The organism is Pedobacter sp. SG908, assembly GCF_011759615.1.
Classification (GTDB): Bacteria; Bacteroidota; Bacteroidia; order Sphingobacteriales; family Sphingobacteriaceae; genus Pedobacter; species Pedobacter riviphilus.
Window position 1 is genome coordinate 1 of sequence record NZ_JAAOYY010000002.1, and the last position, 19,304, is coordinate 19,304.

General features: G+C 37.2%; 14 protein-coding genes. 3 read left to right on the forward strand and 11 right to left on the reverse strand.

Features of this window, described 5'->3' with window-relative positions; genetic code table 11:
* Positions 1–1,079 precede the first annotated feature (1,079 nt).
* Together FHT21_RS14970 and FHT21_RS14975 are read left to right on the forward strand one after the other, a co-directional pair.
* A complete protein-coding gene (locus FHT21_RS14970; RefSeq protein ID WP_167295598.1) occupies positions 1,080–1,778 on the forward strand; it encodes a ComF family protein in 699 nt (232 codons plus the stop codon).
* Positions 1,779–1,837: 59 nt separating this feature from the next.
* On the forward strand, positions 1,838–3,208 hold the full coding sequence (locus tag FHT21_RS14975) for a hypothetical protein (protein WP_167295599.1): 1,371 nt from the start codon (positions 1,838–1,840) through the stop codon (positions 3,206–3,208).
* A 408-nt stretch (positions 3,209–3,616) separates the two neighbouring features.
* On the opposite strand, the gene glmS is transcribed toward FHT21_RS14975, so the two are convergent.
* The 3 genes from glmS to FHT21_RS14990 all read right to left on the reverse strand — a co-directional run bounded on the left by glmS (position 3,617) and on the right by FHT21_RS14990 (position 7,679).
* Positions 3,617–5,455, reverse strand: a complete 1,839-nt coding sequence (glmS, locus tag FHT21_RS14980) for a glutamine--fructose-6-phosphate transaminase (isomerizing) (protein WP_167295600.1) — start codon at positions 5,453–5,455, stop codon at positions 3,617–3,619.
* Positions 5,456–5,601: 146 nt separating this feature from the next.
* A complete protein-coding gene (glyA, locus tag FHT21_RS14985; protein WP_167295601.1) occupies positions 5,602–6,873 on the reverse strand; it encodes a serine hydroxymethyltransferase in 1,272 nt (423 codons plus the stop codon).
* 62 nt (positions 6,874–6,935) lie between these two features.
* Entirely contained in the window at positions 6,936–7,679 is a 744-nt protein-coding gene (locus FHT21_RS14990) for a segregation/condensation protein A (protein ID WP_167295602.1), read from the reverse strand.
* Positions 7,680–7,892: 213 nt separating this feature from the next.
* On the opposite strand from FHT21_RS14990, the gene dxs reads away from it, so the two are divergent.
* The gene (gene dxs, locus FHT21_RS14995; RefSeq protein ID WP_167295603.1) at positions 7,893–9,821 is read left to right on the forward strand and encodes a 1-deoxy-D-xylulose-5-phosphate synthase; all 1,929 of its coding nucleotides are present in this window, start codon (positions 7,893–7,895) and stop codon (positions 9,819–9,821) included.
* 104 nt (positions 9,822–9,925) lie between these two features.
* Here dxs and FHT21_RS15000 read toward each other — a convergent pair whose 3' ends face one another.
* The 8 genes from FHT21_RS15000 to FHT21_RS15035 all read right to left on the reverse strand — a co-directional run bounded on the left by FHT21_RS15000 (position 9,926) and on the right by FHT21_RS15035 (position 19,285).
* Positions 9,926–11,554 (reverse strand): gliding motility protein RemB, encoded by a 1,629-nt coding sequence (locus tag FHT21_RS15000; RefSeq protein ID WP_167295604.1) that lies wholly within the window; start codon positions 11,552–11,554, stop codon positions 9,926–9,928.
* A gap of 100 nt (positions 11,555–11,654) precedes the next feature.
* Positions 11,655–12,584 (reverse strand): sugar phosphate nucleotidyltransferase, encoded by a 930-nt coding sequence (locus FHT21_RS15005; RefSeq protein ID WP_167295605.1) that lies wholly within the window; start codon positions 12,582–12,584, stop codon positions 11,655–11,657.
* A 12-nt stretch (positions 12,585–12,596) separates the two neighbouring features.
* Entirely contained in the window at positions 12,597–13,988 is a 1,392-nt protein-coding gene (locus tag FHT21_RS15010) for an undecaprenyl-phosphate glucose phosphotransferase (RefSeq protein WP_167295606.1), read from the reverse strand.
* Positions 13,989–14,268: 280 nt separating this feature from the next.
* Complete coding sequence (locus tag FHT21_RS15015) at positions 14,269–15,345, reverse strand: mannose-1-phosphate guanylyltransferase (RefSeq protein ID WP_167295607.1); 1,077 nt, start codon at positions 15,343–15,345, stop codon at positions 14,269–14,271.
* Positions 15,346–15,358: 13 nt separating this feature from the next.
* Complete coding sequence (locus FHT21_RS15020) at positions 15,359–16,333, reverse strand: NAD(P)-dependent oxidoreductase (RefSeq protein ID WP_167295608.1); 975 nt, start codon at positions 16,331–16,333, stop codon at positions 15,359–15,361.
* Positions 16,334–17,266 (reverse strand): glycosyltransferase, encoded by a 933-nt coding sequence (locus FHT21_RS15025; RefSeq protein ID WP_167295609.1) that lies wholly within the window; start codon positions 17,264–17,266, stop codon positions 16,334–16,336.
* A gap of 4 nt (positions 17,267–17,270) precedes the next feature.
* Positions 17,271–18,125: a glycosyltransferase family A protein gene (locus FHT21_RS15030; protein WP_167295610.1), complete on the reverse strand. Its 855-nt coding sequence runs from the start codon at positions 18,123–18,125 to the stop codon at positions 17,271–17,273.
* Positions 18,125–19,285, reverse strand: a complete 1,161-nt coding sequence (locus FHT21_RS15035) for an O-antigen polymerase (protein WP_167295611.1) — start codon at positions 19,283–19,285, stop codon at positions 18,125–18,127. The genes FHT21_RS15030 and FHT21_RS15035 overlap by 1 nt, the downstream gene beginning before the upstream one ends.
* Between the last annotated feature and the right edge of the window lie 19 nt (positions 19,286–19,304).

Here is a 19,304-nt window from a genome sequence, read left to right on the forward strand (position 1 = left end):
CGTTCATCCTGAGCCAGGATCAAACTCTCCATTGTAAAATGTGTTGTAAGATGCTGACCAGTTTTAACTATTGTTAAAAATAGTCTTCTTTTTTTTATGTTGTCTGTTAGACACCACCTTTAAAATAAAGCTACGTAATCATGTACTTTGATCGGTACTCCATTACCTCGCTACGCTACATTGACATCTCTTTTAAGAACTTATCGATCTGGTAAACCTCACGGCCGATCGCTTATATATCTTCGGTTTCAGTTCCGGCCGGTCTTGTTCGTCCAGCCTGTGTTTCAATCCGTTTCAATCTTTTTTTTCTATCTTTCCGGCGTCCGCCGTTCCGATCTTTTCCCCATCCCTTTCGGTTGGGAGTGCAAAGGTAAGGATCTTTTTTAAACTTCCAAATAAAATAAATTTTATTTTTTAAGCCTCTTTTTTTCCCGTTTGCTTTTCAGTACGCTGATGTTATCCAGCTCCCCCTCCTTCCGGACCGGGCTGCAAAGGTAGCAATATTTTCCTCATCCGCAATATTTATTTTAAAATAAATACCGCCCTATCTATCCCTATTGTACGCTTTTCAGTCTGCTGCCCTCTCCTCCGAAGCGGGATGCAAAAGTAGAAAAAATTAATGCTACCGCAAAGGGTTTACCCGGAATTAAAGCGGATTATTAGCTAACCTGGTGGATTACAGGCCAAAATAATTAGGAGCAACGTAAAACAATAAGGCAGCCCAGTTATCTAAACGTGGTTTTTAGGGGTAAACCCGGCGTTTTTTACCATTAAGCAATTAAGGTCATTAAGGGCTGAAAGGCTACTTTTATCTTTTTGGCGCCGTGACGGTGTGCCCCGCACTGCCCCTGCAACATAAACCCGATTGTAATGGAAAGCCCGCAGCGCAGCGAGGACTTGAAATGGAAAGCGGGAACAAACCTATATAGCAGCACGAAACTTGATTTTCCTAAAAAACAAAAGCACTACTATATTATATAGTGCAAGAATAACCTGTGGCCTGAATAGACTTCCGAAATTTTCCAACGCCTATGCTTATTGAAACTTCGGAAGTCAAAAATATTTTATAAATTAGTTAGATGCTTCTGGTTAAACAATGGACTTCTGATTTATTTGGACTGCTATTCCCAAATTTATGCAATGCATGTGGCAATTCTTTGTTTCGCCACGAACAGTTGATCTGTATAAAATGTTTATACGATCTTCCTTTTACCGATTATCATCAATATGCAGATAATAGGGTTGCCAAGCAATTATGGGGGCGCTTACCACTTAATGCTGCCATGGCCATGTTATATTTTAGAAAAGGGGCGAAGGTTCAAAACTTAATACACAACTTAAAATATAACGGCAGAACCGATGTTGGGGTACTATTAGGCAATATGCTGGGAGAACGGTTAAAACCTGCAATTCTTTACCAAGGTGTTGATATCGTTATTCCAGTTCCTTTACATCGCAAAAAATTTAAGGCCAGGGGATATAACCAAAGTACCTTTATTGCTGAAGGGATTGCAGCGCAGATGGGAATCGATATCAGCGAAAATCATCTTATCCGGAATACTGCTACCGAAAGCCAAACTAAAAAAAGCAGGTATAATCGTTATGAAAATATGAAAGACGTTTTTCAGGTAAATTCTCCTGAAGATATCATCGGCAAACATATTTTACTGGTTGACGATGTAATTACCACTGGGGCAACACTTGAAGCCTGTGCCAATGCACTCTTAGCTACTGGGGCAGCAAAAGTAAGCATTGCAGCGCTTGCCTTTGCAGAATAACGACGATTATATGGTTTATTGCTATTGTAAGTAGCCAAACATTTTTCTAAGTTTGATTTATGCGTTTAAATATTGGCTTAGTGCTTTTAATCTTATTCCTCGCGGCTTGTCGGAAAGGGGAACGCATCACCACAGATCCAAATGCTAAGCTAAACATTTCTAATAAAGAGATATTATTTGATACGATTTTTACTTCCGTGGGCTCAATAACCAAAAAAATAAAGATTGCCAACAAAAATAATGATGCAGTAAAAGTTTCCGAAATCAGATTATCAGGCGGCAGCGCTTCGGCTTTTAGTATTAATATTAACGGCGAGCAAACGCAGAACAAAAATGACCTCATCATAAACGGCCAGGATTCTATAAATCTTTTCGTTAAAGTTTCGATCAATCCAAATTCAACCAGCCTACCCTTTCTGGTTCAGGATTCTATCATATTAAATACAAACGGGAATAAACAGGTGATTCAGCTTTTAGCTTACGGGCAGAACGCTGTATTTGTTAATGAATCTACAATTAATACAAATACGACCTGGACAAAAACTTTGCCCTATATTATTAATGGATCGTTAACCGTTAAGGGTGGAGCTTCATTAACTATCCAGCCTGGGGCCAAAATTTATTTCCATAAGGATGCCAATTTAAACATAGAAGGAAACCTGATGGTTAATGGCAGCTTTACGGAACCTGTATTATTTTGTAGCGACAGGCTTGAAAGAATATATAGTGATGAACCTGGACAATGGAAAGGGATTTTTCTAAAACGCACCGGATATGGGCTGATTAAAAATGCGATCATTAAAAATGCATCTGTTGGCATTACCTCCGATTCTTTATCCACTAACAACAACCCTAAATTAATTTTAAGCAATAGCATTATTAAAAACATGCAGGTAGCGGCATATATTGGCTACCACTCAGAGCTGCTTGCATTTAATAATATGATGTATAACTGCGGGAATTATTTAATATATGCAGTAGGAGGGGGTAATTACAACTTGAAACAGAATACCTTTGCGGGATATAACTTAAATTTTCCACGTAAAACTGCTTCACTTAGCTTTTCAGATTATTTATCTACAGATGCTTATAATAACCTGCAGATAGATTTAACCAATAATATCATTTGGGGCAGTCTAACCAACGAACTGGATATCCAAAAGAAAACTGCTGCAATAGTGCAACTCAATTTATGGAGTAATTTAATCCGATCTACCAACAGTACTTATAACGGTAACGGCAATATTTTGAATATTGATCCATCCTTCATCGACAAGGAAATGGAAAATTTTGAGCTCTCGGCGAGCAGTCCGGCCAGAAAGAAAGGTGCCGATTTAAGCAACGATCCTTATTTTACGGGTTATCTTAACAAAGATATAAAAGGCAACACAAGAATTTCTCCCTCAACCTTAGGCAGTTACGAAAAATAACAACTTTTTTTTATTTCCCTAAAACAATTTAGCAAAAAATATCGTTTATATATTCGAGAGCGTTAATTTAGATGGTAAGGGTCGATATTTCTTCTAAGAATATCGGCCCTTTACTTTTTAACAAGATTATAGGATTGCCACTCGATTCTTTTAGGCCATTATCGCCTATTACCTCTATCACCTACAATATTTATTTTTTTGAAAGTTAGCGTTGGTGCTAATGGCAGCCTGCAGCCCCGCTTTTCCTCCTGCCGTTTTAACTTCTCGATATCAAAAATATATGGGTCAAAACGGCATCCGTTCAATCGGGCTTAGTTAACAAAGTCAGTATTTAAATACTCCTATAACAAAAAAAGCAGCTACAAGTTAATGCAACTGCTTTATCTATTTGTTTGTTGTAAATTATTCTTATTCTACTGTTACCGATTTAGCCAGGTTTCTAGGCTGGTCTACATTACACCCACGCATTACTGCAATATGGTACGACAATAACTGAAGCGGGATGGTTGCTATAAGTGGCAAAAAAGCTTCATTGGCATCAGGAATTTCTATACAGTAATCGGCCATTTTCTTAACCTCAGTATCGCCTTCGGTTACAATGGCAATTACCTTTCCTTTTCTGGCTTTTACTTCCTGTATGTTACTAATCACTTTCTCGTACGATGAATTTTGAGTAGCAATAAAAACCACTGGCATTTCTTCATCAATTAAAGCGATAGGCCCATGTTTCATTTCTGCTGCAGGATAACCTTCTGCATGGATATAAGAAATTTCTTTAAGCTTTAAGGCACCTTCTAAGGCCACAGGAAAACCACTACCTCTACCTAAAAACAAGCAGTTAGTAGAATCTTTGATCTTTTCTGCAACTTCTTTGATCAAATCGTTCGATTCTAAAGCAATCTGGATTTTTTCAGGGATATGATCCAGTTCGGTTAAAAGCTCAATCAATTTTGAAGTGGTAATGGTTCCTTTTTGTTGCGCCATATAAAAGGCCATCAAGGTTAAAACCGTTACCTGTGCGGTAAATGCTTTTGTTGAGGCTACACCAATTTCTGGTCCGGCATGGGTATAAACGCCAGCATGAGTTAAACGTGGGATAGAGGCACCGGCCACATTACAAATTCCAAAAATAGTTGCACCACGTTCTTTAGCCATTTCTATAGCCGCCATGGTATCGGCAGTTTCCCCAGACTGCGAAATGGCAATTACCACATCTTTTTCAGTAATAATCGGATTTCTGTACCTGAATTCTGAAGCATACTCCACTTCAACAGGAATACGGGCATATTCTTCAATCAGGTATTCGCCAACCAAACCTGCATGCCACGATGTTCCGCAGGCCACAATAATGATCCGGTCTATATTTTTTAATTTCTCTGCAAATTCCTTTATACCGCCAAGCTGAACTTTCCCCTGTTCAGGATAAATACGCCCACGCATACAATCCTTAATCGAACGTGGCTGCTCATAAATCTCTTTCAACATAAAGTGATCAAAGCCACCTTTCTCCAACATCTCTAGCTTTAGCTGTAACTCTTGAATTAAAGGGGTTTGAACGATGTTATCCAATTGCTTAACTAAAAGATCATTTTTGGTAATCTGGGCGATTTCACCATCCTTGAGATAAATTACATTTTTAGTATATTCTATAATGGGTGTAGCATCAGAAGCGATAAAATATTCCCCTACGCCAACGCCAATTACCATCGGACTCCCTTTCCTTGCAGCAATTAAACGATCAGGGTGTTCTTTATCCATGATCACGATGGCGTAGGCACCGTTTACCTCCTGCAAAGCCAGACGAACTGCTTCTAAAAGATCAATATTTTCAATTTCCTGGATTTCCTCAATCAGATGGATTAATACCTCTGTATCGGTATCGCTTTTAAACTCGTGGCCACGACTGGTTAATTCTTCCTTTAAGGTGGCATAATTTTCTATAATTCCATTGTGTATAATAGATAACTTACCATTATTCGAGGTGTGTGGATGAGAATTTCGATCGGAAGGTACGCCATGAGTTGCCCATCGGGTATGCCCCATACCAATTGTACCAGACCTATCTTTGTCTTCAGCGTATTCTTCTAAAACAGCTACTTTTCCTGCCTTTTTGTAGATGTGCTGACCACTATTATTCATTACCGCAATACCAGCACTGTCATACCCGCGGTACTCCAATCTTTTAAGACCTTTTAATACAATTGGCCAGGCTTCTCTGTAGCCAATATAGCCTACTATTCCACACATAAGTTACATCATTTTATTGGTCAAATATATAAAACAAACGTTTGTTTTACAGCATTAAGGCAAAAAACTTACTTCACAAAAAAAGCAGCTACAAATTAATGTAACTGCTCATTCTATTGCACCCCCAACAGGGTTGGTGTATAATTTTATTTATAAAGTGGGAAAGCGCTTACCAGTTTAATCACTTCAGCTTTTACACTATTTAGGTTAGCTTCATCTTCCGGATTAGTTAAAACCTGATCGATTAAGTCTACAATCTTCTCCATTTCAGTTTCTTTTAAACCGCGTGTAGTAATTGCTGCAGTACCTACGCGGATACCCGAAGTTACAAATGGCGATTTATCATCGAAAGGAACCATATTCTTGTTCACTGTAATTTCTGCTTTCTCTAAAGCATTTTCAGCCACTTTACCTGTAATATTTTTATTCCGAAGATCAATCAGCATCAGGTGGTTATCTGTACCACCAGAAATAATGCCATATCCTTTAGCTACAAATGCTTTGGCCATTGCCTGTGCATTAGCTGCAACTTGTTTAATGTACGTTCCGTACTCATCGCTTAAAGCTTCGCCAAAAGCAATGGCTTTAGCCGCAATAATATGCTCTAACGGACCACCTTGTGTACCAGGGAAAACCGCCATATCGAGCAGGTTACTCATTAAACGGGTTTCGCCTTTAGGCGTTTTCAATCCCCATGGATTTTCGAAATCCTGCCCCATCATAATCATACCTCCACGTGGGCCACGTAAAGTTTTGTGGGTGGTAGTGGTTACAATATGGCAATGTGGAAGTGGGTTGGCCAACAATCCTTTTGCGATTAAACCTGCAGGGTGAGAAATATCAGCTAAAACCAAAGCACCGATTTTATCTGCTACTGCACGGATAAAAGCGTAATCCCACTCGCGGGAATAAGCAGATGCACCGCAGATAATTAATTTAGGTTTTTCGGCTAAAGCAACCTCTTCTAATTTTTTATAGTCAATTAATCCGGTTTCTTTTTCTACCCCATAAAATAAAGGTTGGTATAATTTACCAGAAAAGTTTACTGGAGAACCATGTGTTAAGTGGCCGCCGTGTGAAAGGTCAAATCCTAATATTTTATCACCTGGTTGCAAAACAGCTAACATTACGGCCGCATTAGCCTGTGCGCCAGAGTGTGGCTGAACGTTTACCCACGCTGCACCGAACAACTCTTTTGCCCTATCGATAGCAATTTGCTCTACCACATCTACTACCTGGCAACCGCCATAGTAACGTTTCCCTGGTAAGCCTTCGGCATATTTATTGGTTAGTACCGATCCGGCAGCTTCCATTACCTGCTTGCTTACAAAGTTTTCTGATGCAATAAGCTCTAAACCATGCTCTTGGCGGTTTAATTCTTTATCGATAAGTTCAAAAATTTGGTTGTCGCGTGTCATTGTATATTTAGGTTTGTATTTTTTTGGCAAAAGTAAGGATTTCAAATTTAATTCACGCCTGTTTAAGATAATGCTTTCACATTAAAGTTGTTAAAGCCGCTCCCAATGGTTATCTCTACGATTTGTTGTTGCAACATTTCTAAAATAGCCAGGAAATTATAAACGAAATGCACTTTATTCTCCGAGTTTTTAAGCACCAAAGCAAAATCGATCTGTTTATTAATATCAAGCAGATTGGCAATAAAGTGTTTTTGCTGCTCAATAGTATAAGGATATTGAACTACGGTGTGTTTAACCTCTTCGCTCCGCAGCTCATACTTCTGCATCGTCCGGTGATAAACGGTTAAAAGTTTATAGAGATCCAATGATAAAAGTTCATCCTGATGCGTTGAGGATGCAGCTGCCAGGGTTAGATCATATGCAATATTACCCCGTTGATCTTGTTTAAACCGTTCCTCTTCATAAACCTTCATTTCTTCTGCGGCAGATTTAAACTGTTTATAGGCAATCAGCCGGGCAATAAGGTCCTGCTCCGAGTCGATTTCATTTCCGGATTCATCAACCTCAATCCTTGGTAAAAGCATTTTAGATTTAATACGCATCAAGGTTGCAGCCACTAAAATAAATTCGCTGGCCACTTCTACATTTAGGGCAAGGAGTTTATGTATGTAGGCCAAAAAATCGTTGGTGATTTTGGCAATCTCCACATCCTGGATATTTAGTTCGTCCCGTTCTATAAAGAACAGCAACAAATCGAAGGGGCCTTCGAATACCGGAAGTTTTATTTCAAAATTCTCTGCCTGCATGTGAAGAGACAAACATAATGAAAATTTTCAGGTCCCGAACAATCTAACCACTAAACCCTAACCCTTAACCTCCATTCGCTAACCTGCCAAACGTTAAACACTAACCCACTAAACGCTAACCCCTTAAACGGCAAGAATAAACCACTATTTTTCTCTTCTATATTAAAACAAATTTGCCTTACTTTGTATCTTGTTTTTTACCATAAATTTCGAATGCAAGTAAAAGCTGGCCCCCTATTATCTAAAATCAACTATCCCGCTGATTTAAAGCAATATAGCGATTCTGACTTAGAACAAATAAGCCAGGAATTACGACAGTATATCATTGATGTTGTTAGTGTTAACGGTGGCCATTTTGGCGCCAGTTTAGGTGTTGTTGAATTAACGGTAGCCTTACACTATGCATTAAACACCCCTTACGATAAGTTGGTTTGGGATGTAGGCCACCAAGCATACGGACATAAAATATTAACCGGCCGTAGGGATTTATTCCATACCAACCGTGTATACGGTGGCATTAGCGGTTTCCCAAAAATTTCAGAAAGTGAGTACGATACCTTTGGTGTAGGACATTCTTCTACTTCCATTTCGGCTGCTTTAGGTATGGCAGTGGCTTCACAATTAAAAGGCGAAACCGATCGGCAACACGTTGCCGTTATCGGCGATGGCGCCATGACAGCTGGTTTAGCTTTTGAAGGATTAAACCATGCAGGGATCGAAAACAGTAATGTGCTGGTCATCTTAAATGATAACTGCATGTCTATCGATCCGAATGTGGGTGCGCTTAAGGAATACTTAACCAGCATCACCATTTCAAAATCGTACAACCGTTTCCGTGATGATATTTCTCATGTACTTACAGGGCTTTCTAAGCTTGGCCCTAACGCACATAAATATGTTAAAAAAATAGAGAAAAGCATCAAAGGCACTTTACTTAAACAAAGTAATTTATTTGAAGCTTTAAACTTTAGGTATTTCGGTCCTGTTGACGGGCATGATGTAAAACGTTTAGCGCAGACCATAAAAGATTTATCTGCTATTCCTGGTCCCAAGCTTTTACATTGCGTTACCGTAAAAGGTAAGGGTTTTGCGCTGGCAGAAAAAGACCAGACCAAGTGGCATGCGCCAGGTCTTTTCGATAAGATTACCGGCGAAATCAAAAAAAGTATTCCAGATAAGCCACAACCACCAAAATACCAGGATGTTTTCGGACATACCATGGTCGAGCTGGCTGAGGCGAATGATAAAATTGTAGGTATTACACCTGCTATGCCATCAGGATCATCGTTAAATATTATGATGAAAGCGATGCCAAAACGTGCATTCGATGTGGGTATCGCAGAGCAACATGCTGTGACTTTCTCGGCTGGTTTGGCGGCACAAGGATTAGTTCCGTTCTGTAACATCTATTCAAGCTTCATGCAAAGGGCCTACGATCAGGTGATTCATGATGTAGCTATTCAAAAATTGAACGTAGTGTTTTGTTTGGATAGAGCGGGCTTAGCAGGAGCCGATGGTGCAACACACCATGGTGCATATGATATTGCCTACATGCGCTGTATTCCGAACTTAATCGTTTCTTCTCCCATGAATGAAGAAGAATTGCGAAACCTGATGTTTACCGCTCAACAAGAAAATATGGGGCCGTTCGTAATCCGTTACCCTCGCGGTAACGGTGTAATGCCCGATTGGAAACGACCATTCAAAGCATTAGAAATTGGCAAAGGACGTAAGATCTGTGATGGAGAGGATGTAGCCTTATTAACTATTGGCCACGTAGGTAACTTTGCCGTTGAAGCACGAGCCGAATTAAACAGCGAAGGTTTTTATCCAGCACATTACGATTTACGTTTTGTGAAGCCATTGGATGAGCAGTTACTACATGAAGTATTTGCTAAATATAAATATGTAATCACCGTAGAAGATGGTTCATTACCTGGAGGAGTAGGTTCTGCAGTATTGGAGTTTATGGCCGATCATGGTTATAGCGCAAATGTAATCCGTTTAGGTATTCCAGATCGGTTTATCGAACATGGCGAACAGGCTGAGCTTTGGGCCGAATGCGGTTATGACAAAAATGCTATTATTGAAACGGTTAAGAAATTTGCCATCAAAAGAACAACTGATAGTATGGCAGGGTAGAGGTACTTTCTATTGCTTATAATGGAATTCAATAAATACTATTTTCAAACATAAAAAGCCTCAGTTAAATAAATAACTGAGGCTTTATCATGTATAAGTTCTCGCTAAAAATCAGAATACAAATTCCTGAACGAACTCCGTAAACCGAAAGTAATTAATCCCGTAGTATTTTTACCTAAGTTGTTACTTTCTCTCCTAACCACACCACCTAGTTCTAAGCGTAGGTTGTATTTTGGGTTAACTACATAAGCTACTTTCCCTTCAGCATAAAAAAGATCGGTACGGATACCTTGAGTAGTATAATTTCCATTTGCTTTTACTGCATCTGTATAAGGTTCGAAAATATTTTTACCATAATTCTGTCCGGCTTCATCTAAACCATATTTAGCATACATTAATTCCCCGCTAAAATCAAAACGTTTATAAGAGTAATTTAATAAGCCAATAAGTTCTCTAAAATTTGCGCCAAGAGGATGTGCTAGGGGTTCGCCATACTGTGCATAGTTAATAATTGGTTTACGTGATGAAAATGTATAAGGCTTTGCCGTATTATATTCCACTAGATAGTTTAATCCAGCTACATGAAATACATCTGCACCTCTTAAACCCAATTGCCAGGCATATTTATTTCTTGAACTCCCCTCTGAAGAGAAAAATTCCTTTGCTTGAAATTCATCTAAGGAAAATTGCCCATAAGCAACTAGCTCTTTCGCAAATTTATATTTCCCTGTAAAGCCTAATAAGGCATTATCAGGAGAACCACTTGAGGCCTCAATTGGCCTTAAGAAAATAATCGGGTTCGCATAGCCCCAATCAAAACCTCTTCTGTTTCCGGCATCGTCTGTTTGCGCCCATACAATAGAGTCGAAGAAGCCAATAGATAACCGATTATTCACATTCCAATCTAAATAATGAAATATTCCGCCCTTTTTTCTAAAACCAGCTTCGTACGATAATTGTGGCGCGCTTGGATCTTGCATTGCTGCCCACATCACCATATATTGTACATTCCCCAAATTACCCGTTAATTTTAAAAATGGATAAGGCGAAGCATAATCTGATAGCAGTAGTGAGCGATAACCATCACCCACAAAGTTTTTATCATATCCTGCAGTAATATTTAAATATTTTATGGGCGTATAAGATACGGTAGCGGTTACGTACGACCAATCTGCGGTTAAAGGATTAATATCAGGATTATAACCTTGACCATATTTACCACCGACACGGTTATAAGATTGACCAGGAACAACTCCAGTTTGACTAATATAATTTCTATAATAATTGGCGAACCGACCTTGATTTTCAAACCCACTGGTATAAAAAGAAAATTTCTTACCTATCGTACCCCCAACCTGGTAACCACGAGTATTTAGATAAGTATTTTTCTTTCCCGAAAAATCACGCCCTATCTGAAAATCTGGTAAAAAGTCTGCATAAACTGTATAATCTTCTTTTTGAATATCAAATAAATGCTCTTGAAACAACTTTCTGGCTGCCCATGATTTTCTCGTCGAGTCTACCCCAACATTCATTAAAAGGGCATTTTTATCCCTCAGCAAGCTATCATCGATAAAGAAAAGCTTTAAAGCACTATGAAAGCGTGTATTTGGATTATAAATCTCACTACTCAGCTTCTGATAAAACTGATAAGAGTAAGGTTGATAAACAGCCTGAGCCTTTAACTCATAAAAAGAAACGACTAAAAATAGGAGGAATAAGATTTTCTTCATCTGATAAATTTTAATTCAAACGGCAAAGAACGTTATTAATTATGAAATTAACGATGCGCTCTAAGTTTCACTAAAAGAAAAAGCCCTTAAGGGCTTTAAATTATAATAATGTTATCGCAGCATTAACATCCCAAAGATCTACAGGGTAAGTTTGTGCGTTAGAAAGTTTTAAAAGTTCTTCTTGTACCATGGCTGCATCTTCCTTAAAGGTAACACCAAACCACTTGGCACCCGTAGCAATAACTTTGATACGGGCATCACCACTTTTGATCAATTGATCGGCAACTTCCGGTATAAGAAACTCCGCCTTAAGCTCACCCTTATTTGCAGATAAGAATGCATAATACTTATCCTCCATCCAATCAATAAAAGCAGGTGTAAAACAAAAAAAGTTCATACTCACTTGTGTGTCTGAAGCTAAAATCTGTTGTTGGTCTTTTTCCAGGCTTAAAATTTGTCCTTCTTTTAAAATGATCTCTTTCCTTTCATTGATGGAGACAATTTCATCTACCGCATTGGTTCGAATCTCCCCTCTGGTAACGGCACCAAACTCGCTTACGGTATTCTTTAATTCATATCCTAGGCAGGCGAATAAATCATCCTGAATCTCCTGGGTTAAAAATGTATAGGCTTTATTAAAGGCATCTAAACCATAAAAGTCATCGGCATTAATTACGGCAAAAGGCTCACTCACCTTACCTTTGCAACAAAGTAGCGCATGTGCAGTACCAAAAGGTTTTGTTCTTTCTTTCGAAAATTCAATATCCTTGCTAAAACTTTCAAGCGATTGATAAGCATAGTCAATTTCAATTTTACCGCTTAATTTAGGTTCAATTTGCGTGGCAAATGCTTCAGCAAATTCTTCACGGATAATAAAAATCACCTTACCAAATCCTGCTCTGAGGGCATCAAAAATAGAGTACTCCATAATGGTTTCACCACTAGGGCCGAACGATTCTGTTTGTTTGTTTCCTCCATAACGGCTTGCCATTCCAGCAGCCAGGATAATTAAGGTTGGTTTTGTATTCATTAAATAATTGAATTAAAATGCATTCTCTTCACCTTTGGCCATATTAATAACCGTCATAAAGATAATCTTCACATCCAGCATCGCACTCCAATTTTCTAGGTACCAGATATCATGTTCCACGCGTTTCACCATTTTATAATCTTCTTTGGTTTCACCACGGTAACCGTTTACCTGTGCCCAACCAGTAATACCTGGTTTTAAAAAGTGGCGCACCATAAATTGATCTACAATACCTTTGTATTGTTCGGTATGGCTTAACATATGCGGACGGGGGCCAACTACACTCATATGCCCCATAAATACATTAAAAAACTGAGGCAATTCATCCAAACTCGACTTCCTTAAGAACTTCCCTATTGGCGTAATCCGGTCATCGTTTTTGCTCGCTTGTCGTTTATCACTATCAGCGTTCATACGCATGCTCCTAAATTTAAAACACCAAAAAGGTTCGTCGTCGCGCCCACTTCTCAGTTGTTTAAACAAAACAGGCCCTTTACTTTGCATTTTAATCAAAATGGCGATAATTGGATATAACCAACTCAATACAAATAAAATTACCAAACCACTGAAAATTACATCAATTACCCGTTTTTTGAAGCGGTTGTGTATTTTCTCTAAAGGTTCTGAACGTAAAGAAATCACAGGGAATTCATTTCCCAGATAACTTACCGTATAAGGCGACAATAAGGCGCCGCTAATATCCGGAATAAACTTTAAGCGTACACATTGACGCTCGGCTTCTTCGGTTAATAATGTCATATCAGCCATCCGTTCTGGCGCAATTGTTACATAAATATCTTTAATTCCCTTATCAACAGCCATCTTGAATTGACGCCCCACCATATCCGAAATCTGGCCATTGCGGTCTAAATAATCTTCAGGCACATCATTAATAAAACCATGAAATTCGATATAGCGCTGCTTTTCGAAATAACTCGCTAATTGTAAACCAGTGGCGTTGTTACCCATGATAGCAACCGATTTAACACCTCGTAAATGGTTAAATAATAAAAACTGAAAAGAGGTACCAATAAAACGGTTCACTAGAAACAAAATGGCCAATATCCCATAAAAAATAACTAAGAAGGATCTAGAGAAATCATTTTGTTTGGAGAAGAACAGATAAATAGAAAACAAAACCGCATGTAAAACTACACTTTTCCAGGTTCCGCGGTAGATCCGCTCTATTCTGCGTGACCCATATTCGCTATAAAGTCCAAAACTGGTGGTACTCACAATCCAGATCAAATTACATACTACAATATAATGCCATTGCAATTCCGAACTCACTGCTTTACCCATGTATGCTGTAAATTCGTAGGCAAAAAAGTACACAATATTGACCATAATCAGGTCAGTTATTGGCAAAATGTATTTGAGTATAAATAAGTAACGTGTTTGCATAGGCTTTAAGGGGAAAACTTAAACATTTATGTATTGTTTTTGTTTTAAATGAATCAAACTGAACAAAATTAATGCCCAAATTCTGAATTCAAAGTTAAATAATCATTACTAAAATAAAAACCAGTAATAATCACACAATATAAGATTTACAAAAAGCTAAAGAAAGAAGAGTATTCATGCCTCTAATAATAGTCGATAAATTCATCTCGTAGGTAGACACAAAAAAGTTTACAATTTCCGTAAACTTTGCAAACGATCTTTAATTTCCTTAACTATGAATCTATGAATACTGTATTCCATGTTGAATCACCATATCCTTAGCCACCTGTTTAATCTCTTGTTCGTCAGATTTCGGATAAATTAACAATACTTCGCCATCATCTACCACGATATAATTATCTAAGCCCCTAATTACGGCAGCTTTATCATTCGGCAAATGAATAATACAGTTCGAAGTATCTTTTAAATGAATCTTTTCCAAATTGACCATATTATTATCAACATCTTTTTCTCCTATGGCATGTAACGATGCCCAGGTACCCAAATCAGACCAACCAATATCGGCAGGAATTGTGTATACATTATCAGCCTTTTCTAAAATGGCATAATCGATGGAGATATTAGGGCTTAAAGGGTATTTTTCGGAAATAAATCTAGCTTCATCAGGGCTATTATAAAAAGGTAAGCCACTTTCAAACAATGTAGCAATTTCAGGAGCATATTGTTCAAATGCTTTCTTTAAAGAAGCTGCTGACCAGATGAATATTCCCGCATTCCAAACATAATCGCCACTTTTCAGGTATTCCTCTGCCTTAGCAAGAATGGGCTTCTCCATAAAGGCATTTACCTTTTTAATTTCACCTGGTACATCTTGATATTGTATATAACCATAACCAGTGTCTGGCCTTGTAGGAGTAATTCCTAGTGTTAACAACGCATCGTTCTTTGAACTAAAATTCAAGGCCTGCTCCACTTTATTCAAGAATACTTTCTCTTTCAAAATTAAATGATCTGAAGGCGCGACAACAATATTTGCATTAGGATTTAATTGGCCAATTTTATAAGCCGCGTACGCAATGCAAGGGGCCGTATTATTCCGACTCGGTTCCAAAAGAATATTAGGCTTTAACACAGCGGGTAATTGTTCAGCAACCAAATCAGCATAAGTTTCGTTAGTTAGAACAAATATTTGCTCAATTGGGCAAATGTTTAAAAAACGTTCATAAGTGAGCTGTAGTAAAGATTTACCAATGCCTAAAATATCAATAAACTGTTTTGGGAAATGATTTCTACTTTTCGGCCAAAAGCGTGAGCCCACACCTCCAGCCATAATTAATACATATGTATCTTTGTTCATGTAATTTTAGATGTTAATAAAGTCCAGTTTTCTCACAATCCTGATACCAGTCTTCTAGTGCCTCTTTTAATGAAAATTGTAATTTATAAGGAGATAGACTAAGCTTTTCTCCAGAGATATTAGTAGAAATCATTAACTTCTTTACTCGATCCGGATGGATACCACTAATATTTTTACCCAATACCCTCGCACCAAAATAGGCTGAACCAGCTGCTGATTTTAATGCCCAGCCAGGCACCAAAACTTTTGGTGCTTTAGTTTGGGTAGCTTTAGCCATAGTAACACAAATTTCTTCGATAGTAGGTGCAGGGAAATAAGTTAAATTGTAGGTAACATGCCCCGGCTTTTCCTTTTGACCAGCTTCATATAATATCCTGGCCACGTCTTTTACATATACACTAGCCTTTATGGTATCCTTTCTTCCGGGATAAAAGAAGAACCCTTTTTTTAGCGAATTATACAATCGGGTAAAGTTACCGCCCTCTTGTTTACCAAAAACTACTCCTGGTCTAACAATTATCAGTTTTCGGGTTGCTGGATCTTCCGACTGCCACAGCTTATGAATATATTCTGCAGTTAACTTAGAAATGCCGTAAGGGGTATTAGGCATGGGTAAAGTTTCTTCTGTTTTATAATCTTCAGAGGCACCATAGGGGGCTATTGAACTAGTAAAAACAATTGTTTTAATATTATTCTTACGAGCAAAATCGCAAACATTTTGAGCGCCAAAAATATTGGCTTCAAAATATTCATGATCTGGATGTCCAGGAGTGGTGTGTACTGCGGCTAAATTATAAATGATATTTTCTTCTGCATCGTTAATATCCAAGAAAATTGGCTTTCTGATATCAAGCTCAATAAACCCAGCACTTACCTTCTTTCGGATATCATAACTCTCTACCTGATCGGGAAGATTTAGTGTTTCTCTGATATATCTTTTTAGGTGCGTTCCTATAAAACCAGAACCGCCAAATATTAAATGATTCATTTATTTCTTTTCTAATTTATCCCAATATTTTCTATGCATAGAAAAGGCTCTCCTTTGGCTTGGAGACAACTTTTTGTGTAGCATTCCCAATTTATAGCCCAAGAACTTTGCCCCAATTGACATAACCATTTTTGGTAAAACTAATGGATTATGCTTAAGAACGTATTTTAACTCAGATTTTAGATATTTAAGTCCTTCTCCACCTGCAGACCCAAACTCTTTTAACAGCCAACTATTAGTTGAATGGAATACACCAATATCAAAATATCGCTTAAATTCTTCTTTCGTTGTATAATCATGAGAATGATAAACTTCTGCATTCGCTACATAAGCAATTTTCCATCCACTAATCAGCATTTGACCGCCAACAATTACGTCTTCAGCAAAAATTGTATTGCTAGGAAAGCCACCTACATCTTTTAAAGCTTTTCTACTATAGGCAGCGTATGAATTAGAGCAAGATGCCGTTTTTATACCCAATTCATTTTTATCACTTAATTGCTTAACCCTTGATTCACTTGTATAATTGAATAATCTAGCGTGTGTTTCCAATACTTTAGCACCAATATGAGGCAATTGCCTCCCGTATGCAATACCCACGCTTTGATCTTGAAAAGCGGTAACTAGTTCACTAAAAGAATTATCATCTTTTAAAATGCAGTCTTGAGTAAGGTAAATCAATATATCACAATCTTGGGCAGCATCAGCCAACAATTGCCTAGCATATCCATGATCAAAATCTGCCTTGTTTATATTAATAATTTCAAAGCCAGAAGACTTTGCCTTCAATTTAGTATTATCAATAGACCCTGAATCAAGAATTATTTTCCGGTCAACCTTTGTCGTTTGCAGATTAATTGAGTCTAATACTTGACTCCATAATTCTCCTGCGTTTAACGTAGGAATTAATAAAGCTATTTTATGTGCATTCATTAAATTAAATTTTATATGCTGATGAATGAGCTACGGCAAATTTATAAGAATTAACCAACTGAAAAGTGTTAATAAATAATGCTGAAAATACTTTGGCAAAAATAAATTTTCTTTGCAGAAAACTAACCCCACTAGGGTATCTGGCTAAAACATTTATACCTACTCTTTTCTTTACATCATCAAATGTCTCATTATGACTATGCTTAACATTAAACATATGAAAATAATATATTCTTCTAAACTTTTCTACAGTCTCATCAGCCCAGAAAGCATCTTCACTTGCTATAATAGGTTTAAATTTAACTGCCTCCCAATGTGATCTGGAAACAATCGAAGCTGCGTTAGAAAATCGATGATTATTTACTTTTATTTCTGGCTCAATACTGTTAATCGCAGGGAAGTTGTATTTCAAAAACACTTTATCATATATAGAACATCCAACCCGTTCATTAGGTACTTGTCTAAAATATCCCGAAAGAGTTCCGATTTTATCAATAAATCTTTGAACCTCTTCAACTAAGTATTGATTTTCTAATTCAACATGACCAGAAAAAAATAAAACATGATCTCCTTTGGTTAGCTCCATCATTAGATTACACGTCTCTCCAAAGGAAAATTCTGAACTAGCTATGCTATATAAATTACAATTTTCTTTTTCTAAGAACTCCAATGTACCATCTGTACTGCCACTATCCAAAAAAACGATATCCAAATACTGATAGAATGTCTGCGCCTTTAATGAGTCAAAAAAAAACTGAATCCACTTGAACTCATTTTTGACGCGTGTTGCAATCGAGAATTTAATTTCTGATGTATTATCCTGCGATCTGATTTTTCTAAGAGTTTGAAACTGTTGCATTATATTTTTTTATAATTCATAAAAAACAAAATAAACCAAACATATTGGAATGCTACAGGTAAATAGAAAAAATGATTGTAAAAAATTGAGAGTATTATACATTGAAACGTAATGGCCCGGAAAAAAAATCTTTTGGAACCAGTAGCCCACCAAGTTAAATTGCTTATCAACCCAATCACAAAAGCGAATATACCTAATCCATATTTGCCCATATCCATATATGAAGACATAAATGCACTACTAACATTAAAAGCGGGTGTAACAAGATTTCCAGATACAGTATCTTGTTGGCCGAAAACAATATCTCTAATAAAACTAGGTAATAGCAGTGATAGTGTATTGGGAAATAAATAACTTAACTCGCGAACTTCAAATTGAAAATTGAAGATTAAGTTATTAATTGGTGTAGTAAGGTAAACGTAAACCCATAGAAAGCCTGAAGGCAACCAATTAGGCCAATTATCACTCGGTTGTGCTAACTCATAAAATGCATCTGCCCCACTTCTCATGTCTCCAACTATTCCAAATAGGAAAATAACTATAAATCCATAAATAGCAACGGTCTTGATTAATGAGAGTTTATTTTTTGCCATAATAAAAAAGATAAAAGTTATCTCCATTAACATAACGATTATAACTTGACGACTTATCACGATTACATACCAAAAAATTAAAAAAAGCATGTAATATAAATACTTTTTGTCTTTATATTTTTTAAATAAATAGAATGACAAAACACAAAGCATCATTCCCAATGCATTTAACAATCCATGAACAGATTGTATACCAAAATCAAAATATGTTTTGCCATTTTTTAAAAGTAGCCAAAGCACAGGTACTCCTCCTGAAAAGATAATTTCTATAACGGTTAGAAATGCCCAGATCTTGATAAATAAAAAATATCGATTTTTTAGTTTCAAGCTTATATCTACAACAGATACATCTACCTTTATTTTTTTCTTAGTGAGAAATCCAACTAAATACCCTGCAGTAAAGCAGGCAAAGACCATTAAGAAAAAAGTTATTGCATCATTTACGGATGATTCAAGCAAATTACTTAGCCTTAAAGACAGCAGGAAAATAACAAATAACCAAGTACCAGCAAATAAAAGCACTGGCTGAAAATATTTCATTATGATATTATCGGTAAGTCTTGGCATATATAGTTATTTAGTTTGA

Coding starts and splice junctions, on each gene's coding strand:
- FHT21_RS14970 (WP_167295598.1), top strand. CDS start 1,080: ATGCTTCTGGTTAAACAATGGACTTCTGATTTATTTGGACTGCTATTC.
- FHT21_RS14975 (WP_167295599.1), top strand. CDS start 1,838: ATGCGTTTAAATATTGGCTTAGTGCTTTTAATCTTATTCCTCGCGGCT.
- glmS (WP_167295600.1), bottom strand. CDS start 5,455: ATGTGTGGAATAGTAGGCTATATTGGCTACAGAGAAGCCTGGCCAATT.
- glyA (WP_167295601.1), bottom strand. CDS start 6,873: ATGACACGCGACAACCAAATTTTTGAACTTATCGATAAAGAATTAAAC.
- FHT21_RS14990 (WP_167295602.1), bottom strand. CDS start 7,679: ATGCAGGCAGAGAATTTTGAAATAAAACTTCCGGTATTCGAAGGCCCC.
- dxs (WP_167295603.1), top strand. CDS start 7,893: ATGCAAGTAAAAGCTGGCCCCCTATTATCTAAAATCAACTATCCCGCT.
- FHT21_RS15000 (WP_167295604.1), bottom strand. CDS start 11,554: ATGAAGAAAATCTTATTCCTCCTATTTTTAGTCGTTTCTTTTTATGAG.
- FHT21_RS15005 (WP_167295605.1), bottom strand. CDS start 12,584: ATGAATACAAAACCAACCTTAATTATCCTGGCTGCTGGAATGGCAAGC.
- FHT21_RS15010 (WP_167295606.1), bottom strand. CDS start 13,988: ATGCAAACACGTTACTTATTTATACTCAAATACATTTTGCCAATAACT.
- FHT21_RS15015 (WP_167295607.1), bottom strand. CDS start 15,345: ATGAACAAAGATACATATGTATTAATTATGGCTGGAGGTGTGGGCTCA.
- FHT21_RS15020 (WP_167295608.1), bottom strand. CDS start 16,333: ATGAATCATTTAATATTTGGCGGTTCTGGTTTTATAGGAACGCACCTA.
- FHT21_RS15025 (WP_167295609.1), bottom strand. CDS start 17,266: ATGAATGCACATAAAATAGCTTTATTAATTCCTACGTTAAACGCAGGA.
- FHT21_RS15030 (WP_167295610.1), bottom strand. CDS start 18,125: ATGCAACAGTTTCAAACTCTTAGAAAAATCAGATCGCAGGATAATACA.
- FHT21_RS15035 (WP_167295611.1), bottom strand. CDS start 19,285: ATGCCAAGACTTACCGATAATATCATAATGAAATATTTTCAGCCAGTG.